Below are 26,378 nucleotides of genomic sequence, written 5' to 3' on the forward strand. Positions count from 1 at the left end.
GCATGGATATGTTAAAGCTTTTAAAATGGCGCCATAAAATCGCGAATATGATCATCAAGGATCATGTGATCCGCTACGTGGAAGCCAAGCCTTCCGATCCGTTTTCCATTCATAAATGGGGCGAACGCGAGCTTCCAAGCGGGCTGATTCAGGACGGAAAAATACAAGATGAGGAAACACTTGAAATGATTTTGGAAGAATGCGTGCAGGAATGGAAGCTGAAAAACCGCCGCATCCGCTTTGTTGTCCCCGATGCCGTTGCCGTCATTCGGCGCATTTTTCTGCCGCATGATTTGCAGGAGGATGAAATTCGTGGCTATTTATTTATGGAGCTTGGAACGACGATTCATTTGCCGTTTGAGGATCCGGTGTTTGACTTCACGATTTTAGAGCATACGGATGAAAAGTGGACCATTTTATTGTTTGCCGCCCCTGAGGAGCTTGTGGCCCATTATGCCCGGCTTTTAGAAAAGGTCAAGCTTCGGCCGATTGCGGCGGATGTTTCGCCGCTGTGTGTTTACCGCTTGTTTTATGCGGCGGATCAGGTGGAGGAGAACGATCATTTGCTCATCGTGCAAATGGATGAAACCGCCGTGAATGTTAGCGCCTTTCACCGCCATATTCCGATTTTTATGCGCCAGCTGCTATTTGAGCCGCTTGAGGAAGCTGCGTCCGCTTCTCCAGTGCATATAGAGGAAATGTTTCAGCCGTTTGAGGACGTATATAAAGAAATTGAACGTGTTATGAGCTTTTATCACTTTTCGATTCAGCAAGGAAAGGAACAAATTAACCGGCTGCTATTGACAGGGGATCATCGTTATTTACCGCAAATTTATCAGTCGATGCAGGAACGTTTTGATGTTCCTGTCGAGCAGCTGTCGCCATCGCTCGCGGCAGCCGTTGACTCGCGCTATCATTTGGCGTGGGGACTTGGATTAAAAGAGGGAACGAACTATGCTCATCGACGTTAATTTATTGCCAAAGAAAGAACCGAAAAATGCCGTATTTCTGATTGTGGCTATATTGCTGCTTGCGGTGCTCGCGGCGGCAGGCGCGTTTTTTTATTGGTCCGTGCAAAAAGCGGAGTCGGAAATGAATCAGCTTACGCAGGAATTAAAGCAAACGCGCGCTCTTGAAGCGGCCGAGCAGCAAAAGCTTGCTGATGCAGAACCGGTGCAAGAGGTGGAAGAATTGCAAAAGACGGTGGAGTGGGCAAAGCAATATCCATTGAAAACGGTCCTTCTTTTGCAAAATATGGCCAAGCTTTTGCCGGAGCGCGGGTTTCTCATGAATTTCTCCTATGCGGAGGACACAACCGTATCGATCACCGTGCAGTTCGATACGAGTGAAGATGCGGCTTATTATTTAAAGCGTTTGTCGGATGCGCCGTTTGTCGCAAACGTGCAACTCAAAAGCGTTGCGGCCGCCAATCAAGGAGACAATGGATCGGCAGACAGCAGTCCAGAGGAGGCTGCGGATGCAGCCGAAGGAAAGAAAAACGCGCCTCGCTATCTTGCGCAATATGAGCTGCGAATCAATAAAGAGGCTCTAAAAGACGAAAAGGAGAATCAACCATGATCGTCCGTTTTTCGAAGCGCCAGCTGCTAGTTTCGCTTTTGGCACTGGTGCTTGTCGGCACATCTGTCGTCCTGCTTTATTTTTACACGCTGAAGCCGCTTTACAGCCGCCTCGAGGAGTTAAGAACGACGGTTGAAAATGAAAAGAAGCTGCTCGCTACGATGCAGACGCAAGCGGAGCAGCAACAGACGGACCGGACAGCCAGCGTGGTTGAACTGCAAAAAAAAGTGCCCGTCAAACCGCTCGTGGAGCAGCTGATCCTTGATTTAGAAAAAGCGGAGGTTCTCTCGGACAGTTTGATTTCCGGCATGTCTTTTAATGAAGAAGCGGATGTCAATGGGCAGCCACCAGCCGATAGCGCACAGGGGCAAGAAAATGGAACACAGGCCCGTACAAAGGAGCAATCGGCAGCTCAGAAAACGGATTCTGCTGCCCCTTCTTTGCCGCAAGGATTAAAAAAAGTAACGGCTCAGCTTACGGTGCAATCCCCGTCTTACTATCATTTGGAAAGGTTTTTACAAACGCTTGAGAAGCTTGACCGCATCGTTTCTGTTGAAACGCTATCTTTTTCGGGAAATCCAGAGCTGACATCGATTGACACACAGACCGAGCCGTTAACCTACTCATTGACGATCAGCGCTTTTTACCATCCTGGATTAGCGAAACTGCAAAAACAAACACCGCCGCTTGACGTTCCTTCCCCAAGCGGAAAGCGGAATCCATTGACTGAACTGCTGCCGGATGATGGCGATGAGGAACGATAAGCATTTGCGCCTGCTGCGGGCAAATCGGGGAATGACGTTAATAGAATTGCTGGCAGTGATCGTGATTTTAGGAATCATTGCGTCCATTGCCGTCATTGTCATGTTTCATATCATTGAGAAATCGCGGCAGCAGGCGTTCGTTTCGAACGCGTTTGCTCTTTATGAAGCCGCCCGTCTTCGTGTCAGCGCAGGAAATGTCGAATTTTTAGCGCCTGAAACTTCTGAAATGCTGACGTATAAGCAACTTGTCGCAGACGGTGTGCTTGAGCCGGTTCGCGATCCGTTTACCGGCCGCGTGCTGTCAACAGACGATAATCCTTCCTATGTGCTCGTCCGAAAAAGCGCGGATGGCCATCTTCAGTACGCGGTTTGTTTAAAGGGGGAAACAAAGCAGCTTTGCTCTTACAGCGATACGCAAGAGGAAATACCGGTGAAGGAGCTGTCTGTCTCGCTCATTACCGATATTCGATAGAACGAAATTTGGCGAAAACCTTCGAGAACAAGACGACAAATGTCTTGTTCTTTTTTGTTTCCAGTATGATAAGATGGGCAAAGAATGGAAGAAACGGGGATGATAGAATCATGGACAAGCACGACAAAGAAATAAAAGTCAAGATCAATGGAAAAGAGCAGTCATTTATGATGGAAAAATCGACAAGCCTCCCATTGCCGGAAGCGGAGGTCAGTGCAACGAAGGAGGAATTCTCCATTTCTCCGATTATCTCTTTCGCCGGCGAAAACAGCAAACCGAAACGGGCGGCATGGGGACGCTTCACTCATGGGCGCGCCAAATCAGCCATTTTGGCGATTTTATTAGCTGTCATCGTCGGGACAAGCTTTGGCTTGGTCGTTCTTTATGCCATTCCTAAACCAAAAGAAACCGCTTCGGTGGACGATAATGGCTCGGCTATTTCGCTAGAGCAAACACAACCTCAAGAAAAGACAGCCCCTTCTTCAACGGAACCGACGTCAACATCGTCAGCCTCATTGACCGTGAGCGTCATTCAGGCAGGGGTGTTTAGTGACGAAAAAGTGGCAAAGGCCTATGCTCAAAAGCTGCAATCTTCTAATCTCCCAGCTGTTTTAATTGGAAAAAATCCGACATCCGTATTCATTGGTGTGGGAAAAGACAAGCCGTCACTTAGCCTTCTGAATGACCTGTACAAGCAAAAGGGAGCCGATACGTATATCAAGTCGATGTCTGTTCAGCAAGTGAAACACTCCTCATGGCAATCATTTTATCAAGAGCTGGCGACGTTATCTGTGCAATTGCTAGAGAAAAAAGAAGCGAGTGATGGACAGTGGGAATCATTGCAAAAAAAATATAAACAGCTGCAAGCTTCAGATGCCTCCAGTGATCAAGTATGGAAGTCGATCGAGAATGCGTATTTGTCGTTAATCGCCTATCGCGAGAAAAAGGATGATGCTTTGTTATGGAAGACGCAGCAGCAATTGCTGGATCTATTAAAATGACAGAAAAGCGGACGGGTCAGCCTCTCCGCTTTTTTTGCTTGAAAATAGTTCTGCCATGATTGGCAGTCACTGTTCTATGAGCGAATAAAATAAAACAAAGACTTGCCTGGCTTCCGACTTTTCATACGAATAGGCGACAAATGTCGCCAGACCGCTTTGGCCGCCGATTTTCCAGGCGTCTTTTAGGCTGCGTTAATGATCGATGGAAGCTCCCCCATCTTTTTAAATAAAAAAATTGTGTCGAATTGTGAATTTTGGTACGATACAGGTGTATCTTCCGATTTGAAACGAAGAAAAAGGATGGGATGGTAGATGAAGCTGATACTTGCCTCAAGTTCTCCTCGGCGCAAACAACTGCTGAATATGGCGGGCCTCCATTTTGATATCCTCGCTAGCGAAATCGATGAGCACATCCAAGCCAACCAAACACCAGAAGAAATGGTTCAATCGCTTGCTTATCAAAAAGCGAAAGAAGTGCAGCGAAAGCATCCAGATGCCTATGTCATCGGTGCAGATACGATTGTCGTACATGAAGGACAGGCGCTGGGCAAGCCAAAAACAAAGCAAGAAGCATTTGAGATGCTGAATAGGCTATCTGGGCAAACTCATGAAGTGTTTACAGGAGTAGCGATTCTTTCACCAGAAAAAGAAACGGTTTTTGCTGAGCGCACAGCCGTCACGTTTTGGGATATGACAAAAGAAGAAATTTGGGAGTACATCGAAACAGGAGAGCCGATGGATAAAGCAGGTGCATACGGCATTCAAGGGAAGGGAGCTTTGTTTGTGAAACAGATCGTAGGAGATTATTTTTCTGTTGTGGGACTTCCGCTTTCCCGAACGATTCGTGAGCTGAAAAAGCTTGACTGGAAACAAGAAGAAAGGAATGGTGAGTAAAAAGCAATGACGCTGATGATTCGTGACGTTCCAAAGGAGGCGCGTCCGCGCGAACGCCTTCTATTTAACGGCCCGGAAAGCCTGTCTAATCAGGAGCTGCTGGCGCTCTTATTGCGTACCGGAACAAAGTCTGAATCGGTGCTTGAGCTTGCCCAACGGCTGCTCCATCGTTTTGAAGGGCTGCGTCTGCTGAAAGAGGCAACAATTGAAGAAATCACCAACATTAAAGGAATCGGCAAAGCAAAGGCGGTGCAAATTTTAGCCGCCATTGAATTGGGCCGCCGGATAGGACGGCTCAGCTACGATGAACGATATGTGATTCGTTCGCCGGAAGATGGGGCAAAATACCTCATGGATGATCTGCGCTTTTTATCACAAGAGCATTTTGTCGCCATTTACTTAAATACCAAAAACCAAGTGATCCATCGAAAAACCGTGTTTATCGGCAGTTTGAATGCCTCTATTGTCCATCCCCGCGAAGTGTTTAAAGAAGCGATCAAACGATCTGCCGCTTCTATTATTTGCGCCCATAATCATCCTTCAGGAGACCCAACTCCGAGCCGCGAAGATGTGGAAGTGACAAAACGCCTTGTCGAATGCGGCCGAATCATGGGAATCGAACTTTTAGACCACTTAATCATTGGCGATCAAAAGTTCATCAGTTTGAAAGAAAAAGGATATATGTAAGTAGTTCTCTTTTTTTGTCGAATGAGTTATAATAACAGTTATGAGTTTTTCCTCGCCATGCTGTACAAATTTGGAATGACGAATAAAATCGAAAAATGAGTATAAAAATTAGCATTTCGTTTCAGAAAGGAAGATACAAATTATGTTTGGATTAGGAACAAGAGATCTTGGAATCGACTTAGGAACAGCCAATACTCTTGTATATGTGAAAGGAAAAGGCATTGTTGTCAGAGAACCGTCAGTCGTTGCATTGCAAAAGGACACAAAACAAATTGTGGCAGTCGGAAATGAAGCGAAAAACATGATCGGCCGGACTCCGGGCAACGTTGTCGCTTTGCGTCCAATGAAGGACGGAGTCATCGCTGATTATGAAACGACCGCGATTATGATGAAATACTACATTAACCAAGCAACCAAAAATAAAGGATTTTTGGCTGGAAAACCTTATGTGATGGTATGTGTGCCCTACGGCATCACAGCTGTTGAGGAGCGGGCGGTGATTGATGCCACGCGTCAAGCTGGGGCACGTGATGCGTATACTATTGAAGAGCCATTTGCCGCAGCGATCGGCGCCAACTTGCCGGTATGGGAGCCGACTGGAAGCATGGTCGTCGACATTGGCGGCGGTACAACAGAGGTTGCGGTCATTTCTCTCGGCGGGATCGTTACGAGCCAATCGATCCGAATTGCTGGAGACGAGATGGATGAGTCGATTATCCAATATATCCGCAAAACATACAATCTCATGATCGGGGAGCGGACGGCGGAAGCGATTAAAGTCGAAATAGGGTCCGCCGGAACCCCAGAAGGAATTGGCACGATGGAAATCCGTGGGCGTGATTTGCTAACAGGATTGCCAAAAACGATTGAAATCAGCGCGGAAGAAATTGCGGAAGCGCTACGCGACACGGTCTATGCCATTGTGGATTCGGTGAAAAATACATTGGAGAAAACGCCGCCGGAGCTGGCTGCTGATATTATGGACCGCGGAATTGTGCTGACAGGGGGCGGAGCCTTGCTGCGCAATCTTGATAAAGTCATCAGCAAGGAAACGGAGATGCCTGTGATTGTAGCGGAAAATCCGCTTGATTGTGTTGCGATCGGAACAGGAAAAGCGTTAGACCATATTCATCTATTTAAAAACAAAGCGAAAAGCCATCGCTAATTGCAAGAGGTGTAAATCATGCCACAATTCTTTTTAAACAAACGACTGATTTTATTGCTTGTCAGCATTATTTTTCTCGTGGCATTGATTGGTTTTTCCTTGAAAGACCGGAAAGAGTTGACATGGTCTGAGCAATTCGTAAAAGATACAACCGGTTTTGTCCAGCTTTTGTTCCATAAGCCCGCACAGCTCGTTGCGGGCTTCTTTGAGAATGTTCAAGACATCAAGAATACATACAAGGAAAACAAGATACTCAAAGAGCGGCTTGAAGAATATGTGATGCTGGAAGCAGAAGTTCAAACTTTAAAGAAGGAAAACGAGGAGCTTCGTGCGATCTTAAAGAAAAAAGAAAGCTTGCGTGATTTTGTTGCCATTCACGCGACCGTTATCGGGCGGAATCCTGAGCGCTGGCAGGAAACAATTATTATCAATAAGGGCGAGCAGCAAGGCGTGAAAAAGGATATGGCGGTCATTACGCCTGGAGGATTGATCGGAAAAGTCCAGCATGCTGCACAATTTACAGCTACCGTTCAACTTTTAAGCTCTATTGATCGGAAAAACTTTATTTCCGCTTACGTCCAAACGAAGAATGAAAGTGTGTTCGGATTGATTGAAGGCTATGATGAAAAACGCAAGTCCTTGCTTTTAAAACAAGTGCCATTTGATGCGAAAATTGAGAAAAAGCAATTGGTCATGACATCAGGGCTTGGCGGCATTTTTCCAGAAGGTCTCCCGATCGGCGAAGTGGAAGAGGTCGTGCCGGACCAATACGGTTTAACCAAAATGGTGTATGTCAAACCGGCTGCAAACTTTTATGATATTGACGATGTCATTGTCGTCAAACGAAAAATAGACGCTGCGCAAGAAGAGGAGGAAGCAAAGTGAAAAAGCTGTTTCTTCCTTTTCTCGCCATTGTGATTTTTATGAGCGAAAGCATTTTAGTCGATTTATGGCCGAAAAATGAATGGTATCAAGATTATTTATTTGCTCCCCGTTTTCTGTTTGTTTTTATTTTATTGATTACCGTGTATGTCACGCGAACTTATGGAATGATTTATGGTTTTATCTTCGGACTGCTGTATGATGTTGTTTATACAGAAATTCTTGGAGTGTACGCGTTCGCGTTTACTTTAATGGCCTATGTGATGGAAAAAGCTATGAAAATCTTTCATAATCATCTAGCCGTTACTTGTTTTCTCAGTATGCTGGCCATTATGATGCTGGAATTTTATGTTTATGGTATTCAACTGCTAATTGGAAAAACCGATATGCCGATTGACCAATTTAATTCACACCGCCTTTTGCCAACGTTGCTGATCAATGTCATTTTTCTTTTTCTTTTTTCTTATCCGCTAAAGCAATGGCTGCTGAAATTTGGACGTGACGAGCGGGAAGAATGAAAAGGAAAATAGGCGGGGGTTGTAGAATTATTCGTTGAGGTGAACGTTGTGAATAGGCAAAAACAACCATATGTCACGATGAAGGGAACGAAAGATGGGCTGACGTTGCATCTCGATGATATGTGCTCCTATGATGATTTAATTGCGGAGTTGGATGAAAAGCTAATGATCAATGAGAATAAGGATTTTGACGGACCGCTCGTTTCTGTTCATCTTAAGCTTGGAAACCGCTATTTAACGCCGGAGCAGGAGGAAGAATTGCGCGCGCTTATCCGGGCGAAAAAGAATTTAGTCGTTGCTTCGATTGACAGCAATGTCATGACGAAGGAAGAAGCGATTGAATGGAAGCAGAAAACAGAAATCGTTTCTGTTGCCAAAATCGTCCGTTCCGGGCAAGTGCTTCATGTGCATGGCGATTTACTGCTAATAGGCGATGTCAATCCAGGGGGAACGGTTATTGCTGGAGGCAATATTTTTATTCTTGGAGCGTTAAGAGGCATTGCGCATGCGGGATGCTACGGCAATAAGGAGGCTGTGATTGCGGCGTCTGTGATGAAGCCGATGCAGCTGCGCATTAGCGATGTGATGAATCGCGCTCCGGATTATAAAGTCGACGAACAAAATGAAATGGAATGTGCCTACATTGACGACAATGACCAAATTGTTGTCGATCGCTTACAGCTACTTATGCATCTTCGACCGACTTTAACACGGTTAGAAAGGAGATTTTAGCAGTGGGAGAAGCTATCGTCATTACATCAGGAAAAGGCGGCGTTGGGAAAACAACGACAACCGCTAACTTGGGAACGGCCCTTGCGCTATTAGGAAAACGTGTCTGCCTTGTTGATACGGATATCGGACTGCGCAATCTTGATGTTGTCATGGGTCTTGAAAACCGGATTATCTATGATTTAGTGGATGTTGTAGAAGGGCGCTGCACGGTGCAAAAAGCGCTTGTAAAGGATAAGCGGTTTGACGATAAGCTGTATTTGTTACCTGCGGCACAAACAAGCGATAAAACAGCAGTGGCGCCGGAGCAGATGAAGCAGCTTGTGGAAGAGCTTAAGCAAGATTATGATTATGTGCTGATCGATTGTCCGGCTGGTATTGAGCAGGGATTTAAAAATGCGGTGGCCGGAGCAGATGAAGCGATTGTGGTGACAACTCCAGAAGTATCATCCGTTCGCGATGCCGACCGCATCATCGGATTGCTGGAAAAAGAAGAGCATGTGAAGTCGCCGCGGCTTGTCATCAACCGCATTCGCGGCCATATGGTCAAAAGCGGCGATATGCTGGATATTGATGAAATTGTGATGCACCTATCCATCGATTTGCTCGGCATTATCGCCGATGATGAAAACGTCATCAAAGCGTCCAACAATGGGGAACCGATTGTTCTTGATCCAACCAGCAAGGCCTCGATCGCCTATCGAAATATTGCGCGCAGAATTCTTGGCGAATCTGTGCCGCTGCAATCGCTCGAATCAGAACAAAAAAGCATGTTTACACGAATCAAGCGTTTTTTTGGTGTTCGTTAAAGGGAAAGCTAGTTTGAAAGCTGAATCATTCAGCTTTTAAACTAGCTTTTTTAAGCATAACCCCATAGGTTGTCTCATACATTAGTTACAAACGATCATGTGGGGGAATGGTGATAACCGGATGAATAAGCGTGCAAAAGAGATTCAGAAGCGAATCGAAAAACGAAAGCGGCAGCGTTCGCTTCAGTATGACCGTTCTTATCAGCCGCTTGTAGATTTATCGGATGAGGAGCGATATGGGCAACCTGTCATTACATATGACCGCTATCCGACAGATGAGCCGCATCATCCGTTATTTAAAAAGGAAGTGTTTTTATTAAAAACATTTGTCGCTGCTTGTCTTGTGCTCATATCAGCGATTGCCTTTAAAAACCCTTCCGCAGCGTTTGAGCCTGTGCGCGCGGTCGTGAAGCAGACAATGGAGAATGAATTTCAATTCGCGGCGGTATCGAAGTGGTATGAGGAGAAATTTGGCGAGCCGTTTGCTTTATTTCCCGAGAAAAAGACAGAAACGGTGAAAAAAAGCGAGAAATCTTATGCGATTCCTGCTTCGGGGCGCGTTCTCGAAAATTTCGAAAAAAATGGACAAGGAATTATGGTTGAAACAAATGTCAACACTCCTGTAGAAGCAATGGATGACGGAATCGTAATATTTGTCGGCAATAAAGATAAATTTGGCAAAACGGTTATCGTCCAGCATGCGGATGGAAGTGAATCTTGGTACGGAAATTTAGGGAGTATTACGGTCAAGCTATATGATTTCATTGAAGCAGGCAAAGAAGTCGGAACGGCGATGAAGGATGGGAATCAAGCAAAAGGGGTTTTTTATTTTGCGATTAAGCAAGGGGATCAATTTATTGACCCGATTCAGGTGGTTCCCTTTGAATAAGTATCTAGCTTTGCTTATGAAAATACACATCCATCCGCTGCTGTGGCTGATGGGAGGAATCGCCGTTATTACCGCGCATTTTCAACAATTGCTTCTTTTATTTTGTATTGTATTGATTCATGAGCTTGGACACGCTGTCACGGCGCTTTTTTTTTCTTGGCGCATTAAACAAATTTTATTGCTCCCTTTCGGAGGCGTTGCTGAGGTTGAAGAGCACGGGAATCGGCCGTTTCGCGAGGAGCTGCTTGTAACATTGGCTGGTCCGGCGCAACATATCTGGCTGTTAGGGTCTGGCTTTGTGTTATGGGAAGCAGGGATGATATCAGATGATACTTGGCAGCTATGGGCTCGCTACAATGTGACAATCTGTGCTGTTAATTTACTGCCTATCTGGCCGCTTGATGGCGGGAAGCTGCTGTTTCTCGCTTTAACCCGTTGCTTCCCCTTTGAAAAGGCACATAAGCAGATGGTGATTGGTTCATTGATCGCTCTTTTTTTATGGATCGCAGGCATTTTTTTCATTGCACCGTCCCAACTTGATCTATGGGTAATCGCGCTTTTTCTTTTCATTTCGCTTTGGAAGGAATGGAAGCAGCGGCGTTATGTGCTGATGCGTTTTTTATTGGAGCGCTATTATGGAAAAAAAGGCGATTATCAGAAATGGCAGCCGATTAAAGTAGAGGAAACGGAGCCGGTGCAAAAAGTGCTGCAAAGATTTTACCGCTGTCAGAAGCATTCCATTATTGTGGTGAAAAATAAGAAAGAGCAAATCATTCTTGATGAAAGCGAAGTGCTGCACGCTTTTTTTGCCGAGCGGCAAACAAATGAAGCGATTGGCAACCTGCTCTATGTCTAAATGCGAAGACAGCCGCTTTTCTTTTGGATCCAAAAGAAAAGTGGCTGTTGCTGACGAATACTACTTATAGATGTCGCGAGACGCTGTACGGTTTTTGGACCGCTTTTATATATTGACATTCGTCATTTTCTTGTGGTACTATTCTCATGTTGTAGAAAATTTTGCGCGCATCAAAAGCGGCAAGATTTGGTGCAAAAGTCGTTTTGAAAGGCACCCATGCTACAACCGCTCAGCGCAGGTTGGAAGTGTTCGCATTGGCGAAACGCCTCGTGCTGGCGAGTCTGAGTCTATGTTAGGAGGTGCAACAATGTACGCAATTATTGAAACTGGCGGTAAACAAATTAAAGTTCAAGAAGGCCAAGAAATCTACATCGAAAAGCTTGATGTAGCGGAAGGCGAAACGGTTACTTTTGACAAAGTGTTGCTTGTAGGCGGTGAAACTGTAAAGGTTGGCAATCCTACAGTAGAAGGCGCAACGGTAACAGCTAAAGTTCAAAAGCATGGCCGCCAAAAGAAAATCATCGTGTTTAAGTACAAACCGAAAAAGAACTATCGTCGTAAACAAGGCCACCGTCAACCTTACACAAAAGTAGTGATCGAAAAAATTAACGCGTAAGGCGTCGACGATGATACACGTAGAAATTGAACGCACAGACGAAGGGAACATTAAGAGCTTTACGATGAGCGGCCACGCTCATTTCGCAAAGCGTGGACAAGATATCGTTTGTGCTGGGGCATCGGCGGTTTCCATCGGAGCGATCAACGCGATTGAAGCGTTGACGAAGATCAAGCCGCATATTACTCAAGGAGACAAAGGCGGATATCTTCGCTGCGAGCTTCCTGATATTGAGGATGTTCGCGTTGCTGCGAACGTACAGCTTCTCCTTGAAGCGATGCTCGTTTCATTACAAACGATTGAAAGAGATTACGGAAAGTATATCCGGGTTGTCGATAAACATAGGAGGTGAAACTCATGCTAAGACTTGACCTTCAATTTTTCGCATCGAAAAAAGGAGTAGGTTCAACGAAAAACGGTCGTGACTCCATCGCGAAGCGTCTTGGCGCGAAGCGTGCGGACGGCCAATTCGTAACAGGCGGTTCGATCCTTTACCGTCAACGCGGTACAAAAATTTATCCAGGCTTGAATGTTGGCCGCGGTGGCGACGATACACTTTATGCGAAAGTAGACGGCATCGTTCGTTTCGAGCGTTTGGGCCGTGATCGCAAAAAAGTGAGCGTATACCCAGTAACACAAGAAGCATAACAAACAAGGTTTGAAAACTCTAACCGCTTTTGGTTAGGGTTTTCTTTTTGCCCCGGTTTGAAACAGCCCGTCCAAAGCGATAAAGGTTATGCCTGGCGGGTTTATTGCCGTTAAAAAATCTCCTGGCAGATAGGCCTCTGCTTTTTATTTCGCCACTAGCTGTTTTATTTGCTATTTGGTATAATTTAACTAAAAATAAATGGGTAGGAGCGCCACCAATGAAGGAAAAATGGAGCATATTAGATGCGTTACGCCATTCCCGGCATGATTGGCTGAATAAAATCCAATTGATTAAAGGGAATTTGGCATTGAATAAAATAGAGAGAGTCCATGAGATTATTGAAGAAATCGTTCGGGACATGCAGCATGAGACGAAACTCACAAATTTAGGGGCGAAGCAGTTTGCAGAACTATTAATGACTTATAATTGGGAAGCGAAGAAAATTTCCATATCGTATGAAGTGCTCGGGGACGGCTGTGATTTATCGGCACATGTCAGCGAGCTTACCGAGTGGTGTCGAGCGTTTTTACAGGTGATGGAACAGCAAGCCGATATGAATCGTGAAAGCCATTTAGAGATTTCGATTGAAGCATTCGACGCGGAAGTGCGGTTGTTTTTTGACTACAGTGGCACAATAAGCGATGAGAACGCGTTTATGGAATGGCTCAACACTCATGAACGCGGAGCTTCCCTATGTTTAGAGCAATTTTCTATACATAAAGATGAAATGACCGTAGCGATTAAAATTGCACGTAAGCATCAAGGATAGATCGGAGGAAAGCAGCATGTTTGTCGATCAAGTAAAGATTTATGTGAAAGGCGGCGACGGAGGAAATGGAATGGTTGCATTTCGCCGCGAGAAATATGTACCAAAAGGCGGACCGGCCGGAGGAGACGGCGGCAAAGGCGGCGATGTTGTATTTGTGGTAGACGAAGGGCTCCGTACGCTTATGGATTTCCGTTATCAGCGCCATTTTAAAGCAGCCAAAGGCGAAAACGGGATGTCGAAGGGACAGCACGGAAAAAATGCGGAGGATTTAGTGGTCAAAGTGCCGCCGGGAACGGTTGTGATGGAGGCGGAAACGAAGCAAGTGCTTGCTGATTTAACAGAACATGGCCAACGTTTTGTCGTCGCGAAAGGCGGGCGCGGCGGGCGCGGGAATATGCGCTTTGCCACTCCTGCTAATCCGGCGCCAGAAATTGCGGAAAATGGCGAGCCGGGAGAAGAGCGCGATGTGATTCTTGAGCTGAAGCTGCTCGCTGATGTGGGACTCGTAGGATTTCCGAGCGTCGGAAAATCCACTTTGCTTTCAGTCGTCTCGGCTGCCAAACCGAAAATTGCCGATTATCATTTTACGACCCTCGTTCCGAATTTAGGGGTAGTTGAAACAGATGACGGCCGCAGTTTTGTGATGGCCGATCTACCGGGGCTGATTGAGGGGGCCCATCAAGGAGTCGGACTTGGCCACCAGTTTTTGCGCCATATTGAGCGAACTCGTGTTATTGTTCATGTCATTGATATGGCAGCGATAGAGGGCCGCGATCCGTATGAGGATTATGTTATTATTAATGAAGAGCTCAAGCAATATAATTTGCGGTTGACCGAACGGCCGCAAATCATTGTCGCCAATAAAATGGACATGCCGAATGCCGAAGAAAACTTGCAAGCTTTTAAAGAAAAGCTGCCAGAAGAGGTGCCGATTTTTCCAATTTCCGCGATTACTCGGCAAGGATTGCGCGATTTATTATTTGCCATTGCCGATCTTTTAGAAACGACACCGGAATTTCCGCTTCATGAAACGGAAGAGCCAGCCGTCCAGCGCGTTGTTTATACATTGGAGAAGGAGGCGCCAGCATTTACGATTACGCGCGACAGTGATGGCACGTTTATCGTATCGGGAGAGAAAATCGAAAAGCTGTTTAAGATGACCGATTTTTCACGAGATGAATCTGTGCGTCGCTTTGCACGGCAATTGCGTTCACTCGGAGTGGACGACGCTTTGCGCGAACGCGGGGCAAAAGATGGCGACATTGTGAAATTGCTCGATTACGAATTCGAATTTATCGATTAAAGAAGCGGAGGATGCAGTCCGTTGGATAAGTTAGATAAGAAATTTTATTTAGTGCGGGAAGATGTGCTGCCGGAAGCCATGCGAAAAGTATTGCAGGCAAAGGAGTTATTGGAACGGAAAAAAGTCGACTCGATAGCGGAAGCCGCCCAGCTGGTTGATGTGAGCCGCAGCGTATTTTACAAATACCGCGATGCGGTATTTCCATTTCAAGCTGTTGTGAAAGAAAGCATCGTTACATTGTTTTTCCATCTTGAAGATCGTTCGGGCACGCTATCCAAGCTGCTCAGTGTCGTTGCGGCGGCCGGCTGCAATGTGCTGACGATTCACCAGACGATTCCGCTGCAGGGCCGTGCCAACGTGACAATGTCAATTAGCACTAACGATATGAATGAGGACATCGAGAATTTATTGGCAAAATTGCGCCATCTCGAGTTTGTTGAAAAGGTGGAAATTGTCGGGTCAGGCGCTTATTAGAATCAGGGGAGAGGCGAATGATGAAAATTGGCTATTTAGGACCAAAAGCGACTTTTACGGATTTAGCGGTAACCACTCTATTTCCCGCTGCCGAAAAAATCGCATATGATACGATTCCGGAGTGCATTGATGCGGTCAGCAGCCAAGAAGTGGAGCTAGGAGTCGTTCCGCTTGAAAATACGATCGAAGGCTCGGTCAATTTGACGGTGGATTATTTGATTCATGAACAGCCGCTGCCGATTGTCGGGGAAATTATCGCGCCGATTCAGCAGCATTTAATGGTGCATCCCTATCATGCACATATGTGGAGTGACGTACAAGAAATTTACTCACATTCTCACGCGATTGCACAATGCCATAAATTTTTGCATCAAAATTTTAAAAAAGCAAAATATGTGTATATGACGTCAACGAGCGCTGCCGCTCAATTCGTCAGCCAAAATCCGCATCTTCCAATCGCGGCGATTGCCAATCGCTTGGCCGCGGAAGAATATGGTTTAACCATCGTACGTGAAAATATTCACGACTACGATTATAATCATACAAGATTTATTGTCGTCCGTCGGCAGAATGAAGCGTTGCCACTGCAATCACCGCTGTATGCGGGCGATAAAACAACGCTGATGATCGCATTGCCGAAAGATCAAGCCGGCGCCCTGCACCAAGTGCTGTCCGCCTTTGCCTGGCGCCGTCTAAATTTAACGAAAATCGAATCGCGTCCAGCGAAAACGGGCTTAGGAAACTATTTTTTTATTATCGACATCGATCAAAAAATGGATGATATCCTCATCCCCGGAGCCATCGCTGAGCTTGAGGCGCTCGACTGCACGGTGCAAGTATTGGGAAGCTATCCCTACTATATCATTTAAGAATCCCCCCAGCTGCGTAAAATGCGGCTGGGGGTGTTTTATGTATTAGATGTTGCTTGACTATTAAGAGAATCTCTTATGAATATTTTCATCCTACATGGTGTTTAAAGGTAGAAAGAAGTATGTGACAGTAGATGTTTGTAAAATTACATTATTTGGATTATTCTAAATTTCTATATGGCGTTGCTATAATTTTATTGTCATCCGGATGATTAGAAAATGATGAAAGGAAGACAATAAGATGGCAAGGAAACGGGGATTTCGCTATAAGTGCTATATGGCTGTGATTCTTTCCTTTTGCTTAATTTTTAGTTCTATTGCTCCATCGTTTACTCAGGCTGCTCTTGGAAAGTCAGATCGAGTGATGACGAAAAAACAAAAGATTGAAGCTCAACTTGGTGATCTTCCTGACAAACGGCCAAAAACAAAATTGGAATTAGAAAGCAAGCGAACCAAGTACTCAACTCGATACTTGAATCCAGATGGAAGTTTTACAGAAGAGATATATCTACAACCTCAATTTTATCAAGATCCTCTTGATAAAAAATGGAAAAAAATTAATAACAATCTAAAAGCAAATAAAACAAACCAATTTGAAACTACAGCTAATGTCTTTAAAGCTGCATTTGCAGAACATTCTAATCAAGCTGAACTTGTTTCTATTGCAGAAAACGATAAAAAACTTTCACTTATTCCGATTAATGATAAAAATGTACAAGGAATTGTCAAAAATAATGAAATTACTTATAAGGGATTATTTGAACAAACAGATGTGCGATACCGTATTCAAGGAAATGCTGTCAAAGAAGATATTATTCTGAACAATAAGCCTTCCAATAATGCATTTACTTTTGAGATTAAATTAAAAGGATTGACTGCTGTTGCTAAAAAAGATGGCACCATCGTTTTTGAGGATGCCAAAGGGAACCCTCAATGGTATTTTGAAAAGCCATATATGTTTGATGCAAATAATAAGTATTCGGACCAAGTTGCTTTTCATTTGCGCCAGGAAAATGGTAGAACTTATGTAGATGTTATAGCGGATGAAAATTTTTTGCAGGATCCGGATACAACATACCCAGTAACGATTGATCCTACGATTAATGATTGGGATGTTTTACGTGATAATTTTATTGCAAGCAATTATCCTGACTCAATTTACTCGAGTAACACATACATGAATACAGGATACAGCAGTTATTTCGGCATGACTCGTGCTTTAGTGAGATTTTACCTTCCAAGTCTTCCAAGTGATAGCGTGATTTCCAATGCGACATTTAATGCATATCAAACAAATGCTGATGGTCAACAAGTGTCCATTGATTTATATCGGATCACAAGTAACTGGTCTTCTTCTGTTACTTGGAATAATCAACCTTCTGTTCGAAGTACAAAAGAATCAACAACAACAAACAATACAGCCAATGCGTACTGGAGTTGGGACATCACTCAGTTAGTTAAGGACTGGTACAATGGCATTCAGCCAAACTACGGATTGATGTTAAAACAACAAAACGAATCGTCTTCTCCCTATCGCGCATTCAATACGGTAAATAGCAGTGTTAATACTCCACGCATCACGATTAACTATTGGGTAGAGCCAATCGGCCAAGAATCTTTCTGGACGACCACTAAAGATGGGGTGAATCCAGCAAACGGAAACTTTGTTTTACAAACAACGGATCTTGCTATTTCTGGTCTGGGTGAAGATGTTGAAGTTACAAGAACATACAATAGTCGAAAGTCCGGAACAAATGGAATGTTTGGTTATGGTTGGATGTCTAATGTCGAAATGAACATTTGGGATGCAAGCAATGGCCCCATTACGTTTGTTGATGGAGATAATACTCGTCATATTTTTGGTGAAAAAGTGGGTGGGGGATACGAAGCTGCTGGTGGTGTCTATCTTGATCTAATCAAGAATGGAGACGGCACTTATACAGTAACAAAAACGGACGGTACAAAACTTTATTTCAATGCAAATGGAAAACTTTCTCGCATTGTTGATACAAACGGGAACACAACTACATTGAATTATAATGCAAACGGAAAATTAGCTTTAATTACAGATGCATCAGCAAGAACGACGACCATTTCCTATGGAACAAATGGATATGTATCAAGTATCACCGACCCGGCAAATAGAACCATCTCTTATGAGTATGATACTTTCGGTAACCTAACCAAAGTCAGGGATGCTCAAGGAAATGCGACCATTTTTACGTATGATTCAGATCATAATCTAACAAGTATTAAAAATGCTCGAAATATTATGACGACAATTGGCTATGATACATCGGACCGCGTAAAAAGTATTGAACGCCCTATTACGATTAACGGCACGCCTGCAACGAGTATTACCAATTATTCCTATGACAAAACCAATAGTGTTACGTCGGTTACAGATGGAGAAGGGAGACGGATAGATTATACGTACAACGCTAACGGCAATATTATTCAAATCACAGAAAATCCTTTAGATGCTCAAAACAAAGCTGTAACCACATTTGATTATGATAATAACAATAATTTAACCCGAGTGATAGAACCAAATGAAAATAAGGCAAACGGAACCGCAGCGTTCATTTATCAATATGACGAAAAAGGAAATATCGTTAGCGTTCAATTGCCGGAAAATCAGTCCGCACAATATACGTATGATTTACAAAACAATCTTATCAAAGAGCAGGATTTTAACAGCAACGTCAGCACCTTTGATTATGACCAAAATAATAATCAAACCGAAGCGATTGATCCTTATACGCAATCAGTTTCGCAACGATACGATAATGTGGGAAATTTGCAGTATTCGACGTATCCAATGTCATCAGCCGATAACTTGGTAAGTAACTCTAGCTTCGAATTGGATAATAATGCGGATAATTGGCCAGATAACTGGACAAAGGCGGTAGAATCAGGGAAAACCGCTACATTCAGTTGGACCGCAACAAGCAAATTTGGGAATAAAGGGATTAGTATTTCCAATTCAACTGGATGGGCAATTGTTAGTTCTGATAAGCAGCCGTATGATGGTGGAATTTATGTGGCAAGCGGTTATGTAAAAACATCGTCCATGTCTGCACAGGCCCTTATAAAAGTTGAATATTTTGATGCACAAGGAAACTGGTTAAATCAAAAAATTTCTTATGGGTTGGCAGGAACGAACGACTGGACCCGATTTCATGTTGTAGCGGATAATGCTCCATCGGGAACTCGGACGATTCGAGTATCTGTCGGTATAAACGCTGGTTCTGGAACTGCTTATTTCGATGGGATCCAACTAGAGAAAGGAACGGTTGTCAGCGCCTATAATCTTGTAGATAATTCAAGCTTTGAGCGAGATGTTAATAGTGATGGAATTCCTGACAGTTGGACAACAAGCGGCAACTTATCAGCAAATGATGGACTAGATACAACAGTTGCGAATATATATGTCGGAAGCAAGTCATTTAAAATCACGGGAGAGTCTGGGAAAAATAAATATATTAAACAACGAATCAATATTTCCGGCGACAGCAACACCAAACTTACGTTGTCTGGATGGTCCAAACAGGAAGGAGCCAATCCAAACGGCGGTTACTATAGCTTGCAAGTAGCGATCCACTATACGAATGGTACAACAGACTGGGACTACGCCAACGATTTCGATAAGATGAAGACCGATTGGCAGCATGTTGCCGCGGAAGTGAAGCCGAAACAGGCATTCGATTACATTGACGTGTATTATTACTATTATAATCAAACGGGCACAGCATGGTTTGATGCAATGCGTCTAGAAGTAGGAGCTTCTCTGACGTCGTACACGTATGATGCAAAGAAAAACTACGTCACCAAAGTCACCGATCCGGCAGGAAATACGGTTTCTTACACATACGATGCTATCGGAAACCAAACGAGCGTCACAGATGGAAAAGGAAAAACGACTTCTTACGAATATAACAACAATAACCAATTAACCAAAGTCACCGACCCAAACGGAAATGTGACTACCTATGGTTACGACGGTGTGGGAAATCGAACATCGGTCACTAATGCAAAGAATTATACAACCAACTATACGTATAATGAATGGAACCAAATCTCTAGTTTCAAGAACCCGTTAAATCAAACGACATCCTTTGCCTATGATAAAAACGGCAATCTTACAGGGGTTACGTATGCAACCGGGGATCGCGTATCCTATAGCTACAACGCGCTGAACCGACTCGTTGCCGTTGCTTACAACGGGACAACAAAATGGACGTTCAATTACGATGCCAATGGCAACGTGACGTCGGTGACGGATGCCAATGGAAATGCGACCACGTACACATACGATAAAAACAACCGTCTGACTCGCATCAGCAAAGGATCATCGAACGCCATTGCCTACGGTTATGACGATAATGGAAATGTTACATCGACATCCATTACGGCTGGTACAACGACTGATACGATCGGATACAGCTATAATCCATTGGACCAGTTAGTCGTCTTGTCAAGAAACAGCGCGAATTTAGCGAGATTTACGTACGATGAGCGCGGAAATATTTCGTCCATCATCCATGCCAATGGAACTTATACCGCTTATGAGTATAACGATGCCAATCAGCTAAAATCACTGAAAAACTTCGGTGCAAACGGAAATGTTTTAAACTACTTCCTCTACAATTACGATGCCAACGGCAATATTACGACTGTAGAAACAAAAGATGGCACGATTACGTATCAGTATGATGCATTGAATCAGCTGACAAAGGAAACACTAGCGGATGGAACAGCGATTACGTATGAATACGATGCGGTTGGCAACCGGACGAAGAAAATCGTCAACAATGGAACGACTACGACAACGACCACGTATACGTATGATGCTGCGGACCAATTAACAGCCGTTAACGGACAGGCATACACATATGACGTGAACGGGAATTTAACGAACAACGGCAACAAGACGTTTGTGTATGATAACGAAAACCGTCTCATTCAAGTAAAAAACGCATCCGGCGCTACGATCGCAACCTATACGTATGACCATCAAGGAAGACGTATCAGCAAAACAACATCAAGCGGTACGACTTACTATCACTACGATGGCGACTCGATTCGCTTGTTGTATGAAACAGATGCCAACAACAACATCGCAGCGGAATATACGTGGGACGCATTGGGCCGCCCGGTCACGATGACGAAAGGCGGAGTCACTTACTACTATCATGTAAACGGCCATGGAGATGTCGTCGCATTGACGGATGCAAGCGGAAATGTCGTCGCGCAATACCAATATGACGCATGGGGCAACATTCTGTCTAAAACCGGTGCGCTGGCAACAGCAAACCCATACCGTTATGCTGGTTATTATTACGATGAGGAAACCGGGTTATACTACCTAATGGCGCGGTATTATGATGCGAATATGGGACGGTTTATTACAAGAGATACGTTCCATGGGTTTGAAAATGAGCCGCAAAGTTTGAATCAGTATGCGTATACGAAAAATAATCCGGTAATGTATGTGGATCCAAATGGAAACTATGCATGGATTGTATTGTCGTTTTTAAGTGGAGGCGCAAATGCAACTTGGCAAATGGTTTGGGACTTTTATAAAAAATATAAATTTAATCGGAGTGCGTGGATAAATAAATTTGATTGGAAAAAATTCGGTAAGTTATTTGTTACGGGGGGTTTAATAGGTATATATGGTAGAGGAATAACTAGTTATATGACCAAGTCTCAAATAGCTAAAGCAGGTCAGTTTGCCTGGGATGTCACATATGCGGCAAAAGAATATATATTATTGCAAGTAGCAGGTGGAGACCCTATCACATGGTCTGGGCTAGTTGACGCTATTTGGAATAAGGCTAAAGGATATCTAGATTTTTTAAAGAAATTAAAGTAAGATATTTTAATTATATAAAGGAGCATTCCTGTAATGAGGAAATTTGAGGTTTGATAAAAAAAGTCCCCTTGGTATAGTACAGGGTGTCAATGCGCGTTGACCCCGAATTTCAATAAACCAAGGAGGACTCAAAATGAATTATACACAAAATCAAAAAAGCTCTCAAATTACACCATCAACTCTCATTGTAGGTATTGATGTAGCTAAAGAAAAGCACATTGCCCGTTTTCAAGATGACCGAGGCTTAGAATTTGGCAAGAGATTGATCTTTGAAAATCGTATACACGGCTTTCAAACCTTATTAGATTGGGTTAATCATATTCAAAAAGAAAATCATAAGGACCACGTGATTGTTGGAATGGAGCCAACAGGTCATTATTGGCTAAATCTTGCCTACTTTCTTAAAAAGGATATGATGTAGTGCTAGTGAATCCCATACACGTCAAAAAAAGTAAAGAGCTTGATGACAATTCGCCTACAAAAAACGATACAAAAGATGCTCGTGTCATTGCACAGTTAATGAAAGATGGGCGATACTCCGTACCGAACCTATTAGAGGGCGTATACGCTGAACTAAGGGAAGGCGTCAAATTACGAGATCAGCTCATCAAACAGCTTATGATCATTGAAGGGAGGATTGAAAACGTCATTCAGCGCTTTTTCCTAGAGTTTTTCGATGTGTTTGGAGATTGGAAAGGTAAAGCAGCCTTTTATACCTTGCGCATGTTTCCATTTCCCTCTCATATTCAAAAGTTGTCACCAGAAGAAGTGCTGCAAAAATGGAAACCGTATGTACAGCGTGGGGGTGGGCTGAAACGAGCAACCCGACTCGTAGAAGTAGCGAAAAAGAGCGTTGGGATTGAGACAGGAATCCAGTTGGCAAAAAGAGAATTGGATTGCCTATTGGATCAATATGAGCTTTACAAGAAACAGTTAGCACAACTAGATGAAGAACTAGAAGGTGTTGTTGAAAGCATACCAAGTGCGAAACAAATGACCCATATCCGGGGACTTAGTCACCCTACCATTGCTTTGTTCTTTGCGGAAGTAGGAGATTTAACCAAGTACAATCATCCGCAACAATTAGTCAATCTGGCAGGGCTTTCTTTAAGAGAACACAGTTCAGGAAAGTATAAAGGGCAAACACGCATAACCAAAAGGGGGCGAAGACGTTTACGAAAAGCATTATACCTAGCCATTCGACCATTGGTTGCCCATAATCCTGTATTTAAAGACTTGCATCATTACTATACCAATCGGCCAGACAGGCCGTTAAAAAAACAACAGTCTCTAATTGCCTTGTATTGTAAATTATTACGTGTGTTATTTGCCATTGGTAAGAAACAGTGTGAGTTTGATGGATTAAAGTTATTAAAGGGATTCCCTCAAATAAAAGCATTACAGGCTGCGTAAAAGCTTTCAAATGACTTGTTATTCTGACAAACACCAATAGTGCAGAGTTGGAGTATATTTTTACCATTCGGGCATTAGACCCTGTAAAGGAGCATATCCAACCTCCACCTCATGGATACGCAGGACGAAGGAATGTGTGGATCTTATAATCCAGTGATACATGGGAGGGTGAGCGACCATGAGAAGTGTGGAGACTTCTTGCACGGTCATACATGATATTACAGATATTGTAAATTTGTATTATAGGATGTACCTCGCTATGTAAATATATTGAATGAATACAAGTAATATCCACTTATTTGGGATGAAGAAGCTATTATGTGTTAGCGAAATTCAAGGAAAACGCGAGAATTTTGAAGAAAATTAAAGTTTATAGAGGGAGTTGTTATGTTTATCTTATTTGCGGCAAGTATGGTGCTGTTATCGGGAATAGCTCTTCTTTACTGGACAATAAAGCACTTAAATAACGAGATTCATAAACAGAACGAGTATATAAATGATCCTACTCCAGAATCTTTTAATAAAGTTGTTATAATGTATTTTTTAAATATAATCCTAAGAATGTTGCCAGTAAAAATTATAAAAGGAATATTAGTCATATTTTCGATCGGTTTAATATTTTTATCAGCATTCTTTTTTTCTCTATTGTTTAATTAAGTAGTGTTTGAATATCGGGGACTAAACCTGTCACTTGTCAAATAGCATGTAGAATCCCCCAGCCGCAAAAAATGCGGCTGGGGGTGTTTTGTAAGGTGAGTATCTGTCACCTGGTTTATTGGATAGAGCAGATGTCAACAACAACATCGCAGCGGAATATACGTGGGACGCATTGGGCCGCCCGGTCACGATGACGAAAGGCGGAGTCACTTACTACTATCATGTAAACGGCCATGGAGATGTCGTCGCATTGACGGATGCAAGCGGAAATGTCGTCGCGCAATACGAGTATGACGCATGGGGCAACATTCTGTCTAAAACCGGTGCGCTGGCAACAGCGAACCCATACCGTTATGCCGGGTATTATTACGATGAGGAAACCGGGTTATACTACCTAATGGCACGGTATTATGATGCGAATATGGGACGGTTTATTACAAGAGATACGTTCCATGGGTTTGAAAATGAGCCGCAAAGCTTGAATCAGTATGCGTATACTCAGAATAATCCGGTGATGTATATTGACTCAAGTGGGCATTTAAGAATAATAGGAGTGAACTTGGCAGGCTCAATTTTTAATTTTGCTATCGGCGCAGCCGTTGGTGGTGGTACTGGTGCAATCCAAGCCTTTATTATTAAAAAAGGAAAAGAGGCAGCGAAAAGGCTGTTTTATAAAACCGTAGTGTCCCATCTACAAGCTTGGGGAGCAAATAAATTAGCTTGGATTGTAGGCTTTGCAGTGGGGGTTGCACTTGATTATTTAGATATAGGTACAATGATTGCAAAGGAAATTGACAAGCGGGATAAACATCCTAAAAACGGGTGGATTGATATTTAATGAAAAATTGGATGAAATCTATTACTTTATTTATATGGGGGACTCTTTTTCTATATCTAGTCAATTTCTTTGGTATACCTAAAAACATTTACTATTTTCTAATAGGTGTTCCTTTTGCTACCGGGATTGGTTTACTCATTATATTTCTTTTTGAAAAAAGTGATGATACAAACAAAAAATAATTATATTATTCGTGGCGCTGGTTGATCGTTGGGACGGATACCTGTCACTTGTCAAATATCATGTAGAATCCCCCAGCCGCAAAAAATGCGGCTGGGGGTGTTTTATAGGATGAGCATCTGTCACCCGGTTTATGTGACGAAGCGGGTGTCAATAAAAAATGGTCGCGCAATATATATATGGGCCGCCCGGTCACGATGACGAAAGGCGGAGTCACTTACTACTATCATGTAAACGGCCATGGAGATGTCGTCGCATTGACGGATGCAAGCGGAAATGTCGTCGCGCAATACCAATATGACGCATGGGGCAACATTCTGTCTAAAACCGGTGCGCTGGCAACAGCGAACCCATACCGTTATGCCGGGTATTATTACGATGAGGAAACCGGGTTATACTACCTAATGGCGCGGTATTATGATGCGAATATGGGGCGGTTTATTACAAGAGATACGTTCCATGGGTTTGAAAATGAGCCGCTTAGTATAAATCAATATGTTTACACTAAAAATAATCCTGTTATATATGTGGATATAAATGGTCACTTCGCTTTTCTTTTAGTTCCATTAGCAGGTGTATCAATTTCATGGCTAACAGCAGCCGCTGCTGAGGCAACCGCAATAGTGATTGCATATGTTGCAGCAAATGAGATAGTCAGTGTTTTAGAACGTAAATTTAATAGGAAAAACCCGACAGTTATCTATCGTACTGGAAGTGGAAACAGCACTAATTTAACTCCAAGACCAAAAGATGTTAGTGGGCTATCCTATACTACAGTAAAGCCTTTATCTGGACCGTATACAGCAACTACTATTGAGGCCATTAATGCAACAGGAAAACTAGTAGCAATAAAAGATGGTAAAACTCATGTGTCAGTGAGACCAGTAAATATGAAGAAAATGCAGGGATGGATAAACTCAAGGGAAAATGCTAATACTAGACCACATGAATATACAAAATTATTGCAGGCCCTTTCTGTGAAAGTTAAATAGTAGGAGATGAATTTTAATGGAACTTAGCGAAGTTAAAAGATTGATGAAAAACTTGAGTTGGAATATGCCCAAAGAAGTTCAACTATCTGCAATAAGGGAGTTAACAACAATTGATGATGAATACACTCCTTTGTTAATACAAGATACCGAGAAGCATTGTTGGGAGAATGCGGTTAAAGTTTTAAATAAAATTGGATACCCACGAAATAGGCTGGCGATACCCTACTTAATAGAGTTAATGCAAGATATGAATTGGCCTGGTGTCCCTACAGCGATAGAGATATTGAAGAGTATAGATAAAAGTGTGATAGTTCCACATATAGAGGCTTCGCTAATAAAAGCAGCTGAGGATGACGATCGCATGTGGATAGGGGGAATTCAGAGACTTATAGATATATTACAAATTTCTGAATCAGACTTTCATGATAAGGAAGTATATAAGTTATTAAAATTATCGGATTGGTAAACCAAGAAATTAGGAGCGGGCACTTGTCTT

Annotated in this window: 25 protein-coding genes, 1 pseudogene and 1 other annotated feature; all 26 genes and pseudogenes read left to right on the forward strand. The window is 43.3% G+C overall.

Annotation, left to right across the window (positions count from 1 at the left end; translation table 11 throughout):
• The first annotated feature begins 2 nt into the window (after window positions 1-2).
• The 26 genes and pseudogenes from pilM (at window position 3) to GGQ95_RS07380 (ending at window position 26,348) form a co-directional block, all read left to right on the forward strand.
• Complete coding sequence (gene pilM / locus GGQ95_RS07255; RefSeq protein WP_080862134.1) at window positions 3-971, forward strand: type IV pilus biogenesis protein PilM; 969 nt, start codon at window positions 3-5, stop codon at window positions 969-971.
• Window positions 955-1,578: a PilN domain-containing protein gene (locus GGQ95_RS07260; protein ID WP_183186551.1), complete on the forward strand. Its 624-nt coding sequence runs from the start codon at window positions 955-957 to the stop codon at window positions 1,576-1,578. The genes pilM and GGQ95_RS07260 overlap by 17 nt, the downstream gene beginning before the upstream one ends.
• On the forward strand, window positions 1,575-2,342 hold the full coding sequence (locus GGQ95_RS07265) for a type II secretion system protein M (RefSeq protein ID WP_080862136.1): 768 nt from the start codon (window positions 1,575-1,577) through the stop codon (window positions 2,340-2,342). Before GGQ95_RS07260 ends, GGQ95_RS07265 begins: the two co-directional genes overlap by 4 nt.
• Complete coding sequence (locus GGQ95_RS07270) at window positions 2,329-2,814, forward strand: type II secretion system protein (RefSeq protein WP_236631834.1); 486 nt, start codon at window positions 2,329-2,331, stop codon at window positions 2,812-2,814. The genes GGQ95_RS07265 and GGQ95_RS07270 overlap by 14 nt, the downstream gene beginning before the upstream one ends.
• Window positions 2,815-2,924: 110 nt before the next feature.
• Window positions 2,925-3,815 (forward strand): hypothetical protein, encoded by an 891-nt coding sequence (locus tag GGQ95_RS07275; protein ID WP_080862137.1) that lies wholly within the window; start codon window positions 2,925-2,927, stop codon window positions 3,813-3,815.
• A 312-nt stretch (window positions 3,816-4,127) separates the two neighbouring features.
• Entirely contained in the window at window positions 4,128-4,709 is a 582-nt protein-coding gene (locus GGQ95_RS07280; RefSeq protein ID WP_080862138.1) for a Maf family protein, read from the forward strand.
• Window positions 4,710-4,715: 6 nt separating this feature from the next.
• Entirely contained in the window at window positions 4,716-5,396 is a 681-nt protein-coding gene (gene radC / locus GGQ95_RS07285) for a RadC family protein (protein ID WP_066146189.1), read from the forward strand.
• 142 nt (window positions 5,397-5,538) lie between these two features.
• Window positions 5,539-6,561: a rod shape-determining protein gene (locus GGQ95_RS07290; protein WP_044742911.1), complete on the forward strand. Its 1,023-nt coding sequence runs from the start codon at window positions 5,539-5,541 to the stop codon at window positions 6,559-6,561.
• A gap of 18 nt (window positions 6,562-6,579) precedes the next feature.
• Window positions 6,580-7,446: a rod shape-determining protein MreC gene (gene mreC, locus GGQ95_RS07295; protein ID WP_080862139.1), complete on the forward strand. Its 867-nt coding sequence runs from the start codon at window positions 6,580-6,582 to the stop codon at window positions 7,444-7,446.
• Window positions 7,443-7,961, forward strand: a complete 519-nt coding sequence (mreD, locus tag GGQ95_RS07300) for a rod shape-determining protein MreD (protein WP_044742909.1) — start codon at window positions 7,443-7,445, stop codon at window positions 7,959-7,961. The genes mreC and mreD overlap by 4 nt, the downstream gene beginning before the upstream one ends.
• 78 nt (window positions 7,962-8,039) lie before the next feature.
• Window positions 8,040-8,693, forward strand: coding sequence for a septum site-determining protein MinC (gene minC / locus GGQ95_RS07305; protein ID WP_221212047.1), 654 nt, complete (start codon window positions 8,040-8,042; stop codon window positions 8,691-8,693).
• Between the two features lie 2 nt (window positions 8,694-8,695).
• Window positions 8,696-9,499, forward strand: coding sequence for a septum site-determining protein MinD (gene minD, locus GGQ95_RS07310; RefSeq protein ID WP_044742907.1), 804 nt, complete (start codon window positions 8,696-8,698; stop codon window positions 9,497-9,499).
• 121 nt (window positions 9,500-9,620) lie between these two features.
• Entirely contained in the window at window positions 9,621-10,388 is a 768-nt protein-coding gene (locus GGQ95_RS07315) for a M23 family metallopeptidase (RefSeq protein ID WP_080862140.1), read from the forward strand.
• A complete protein-coding gene (locus GGQ95_RS07320) occupies window positions 10,381-11,244 on the forward strand; it encodes a M50 family metallopeptidase (RefSeq protein WP_080862141.1) in 864 nt (287 codons plus the stop codon). The genes GGQ95_RS07315 and GGQ95_RS07320 overlap by 8 nt, the downstream gene beginning before the upstream one ends.
• A gap of 213 nt (window positions 11,245-11,457) precedes the next feature.
• Window positions 11,458-11,537: a sequence feature (ribosomal protein L21 leader region), on the forward strand.
• Between the two features lie 14 nt (window positions 11,538-11,551).
• Entirely contained in the window at window positions 11,552-11,860 is a 309-nt protein-coding gene (rplU, locus tag GGQ95_RS07325) for a 50S ribosomal protein L21 (RefSeq protein ID WP_027409453.1), read from the forward strand.
• A 10-nt stretch (window positions 11,861-11,870) separates the two neighbouring features.
• The gene (locus GGQ95_RS07330) at window positions 11,871-12,212 is read left to right on the forward strand and encodes a ribosomal-processing cysteine protease Prp (RefSeq protein ID WP_044742904.1); all 342 of its coding nucleotides are present in this window, start codon (window positions 11,871-11,873) and stop codon (window positions 12,210-12,212) included.
• A 5-nt stretch (window positions 12,213-12,217) separates the two neighbouring features.
• Window positions 12,218-12,508, forward strand: a complete 291-nt coding sequence (rpmA, locus tag GGQ95_RS07335; protein WP_044742903.1) for a 50S ribosomal protein L27 — start codon at window positions 12,218-12,220, stop codon at window positions 12,506-12,508.
• Between the two features lie 218 nt (window positions 12,509-12,726).
• Entirely contained in the window at window positions 12,727-13,278 is a 552-nt protein-coding gene (locus tag GGQ95_RS07340) for a sporulation initiation phosphotransferase B (protein ID WP_183186552.1), read from the forward strand.
• A 16-nt stretch (window positions 13,279-13,294) separates the two neighbouring features.
• Window positions 13,295-14,581 carry a GTPase ObgE gene (obgE, locus tag GGQ95_RS07345; RefSeq protein WP_183186553.1) on the forward strand — a complete coding sequence of 429 codons (1,287 nt, stop codon included), beginning with the start codon at window positions 13,295-13,297 and terminating at the stop codon, window positions 14,579-14,581.
• Between the two features lie 78 nt (window positions 14,582-14,659).
• Complete coding sequence (gene thrR, locus GGQ95_RS07350) at window positions 14,660-15,055, forward strand: transcriptional regulator ThrR (RefSeq protein ID WP_244963638.1); 396 nt, start codon at window positions 14,660-14,662, stop codon at window positions 15,053-15,055.
• Window positions 15,056-15,075: 20 nt separating this feature from the next.
• Window positions 15,076-15,924, forward strand: coding sequence for a prephenate dehydratase (pheA, locus tag GGQ95_RS07355; protein ID WP_044742996.1), 849 nt, complete (start codon window positions 15,076-15,078; stop codon window positions 15,922-15,924).
• A gap of 241 nt (window positions 15,925-16,165) precedes the next feature.
• A complete protein-coding gene (locus tag GGQ95_RS07360) occupies window positions 16,166-21,802 on the forward strand; it encodes a DNRLRE domain-containing protein (protein WP_183186555.1) in 5,637 nt (1,878 codons plus the stop codon).
• 133 nt (window positions 21,803-21,935) lie between these two features.
• A pseudogene (locus GGQ95_RS07365) lies at window positions 21,936-23,215 on the forward strand (IS110 family RNA-guided transposase).
• A gap of 775 nt (window positions 23,216-23,990) precedes the next feature.
• Complete coding sequence (locus tag GGQ95_RS18290; protein WP_244963624.1) at window positions 23,991-24,710, forward strand: RHS repeat domain-containing protein; 720 nt, start codon at window positions 23,991-23,993, stop codon at window positions 24,708-24,710.
• Window positions 24,711-25,087: 377 nt separating this feature from the next.
• Window positions 25,088-25,882 (forward strand): RHS repeat-associated core domain-containing protein, encoded by a 795-nt coding sequence (locus GGQ95_RS07375; protein WP_280528789.1) that lies wholly within the window; start codon window positions 25,088-25,090, stop codon window positions 25,880-25,882.
• 16 nt (window positions 25,883-25,898) lie between these two features.
• Window positions 25,899-26,348: a DUF5071 domain-containing protein gene (locus GGQ95_RS07380; protein ID WP_051530025.1), complete on the forward strand. Its 450-nt coding sequence runs from the start codon at window positions 25,899-25,901 to the stop codon at window positions 26,346-26,348.
• Window positions 26,349-26,378 lie beyond the last annotated feature (30 nt).

The organism is Anoxybacteroides rupiense (genome assembly GCF_014196195.1).
Classification (GTDB): domain Bacteria; phylum Bacillota; class Bacilli; order Bacillales; family Anoxybacillaceae; genus Anoxybacteroides; species Anoxybacteroides rupiense.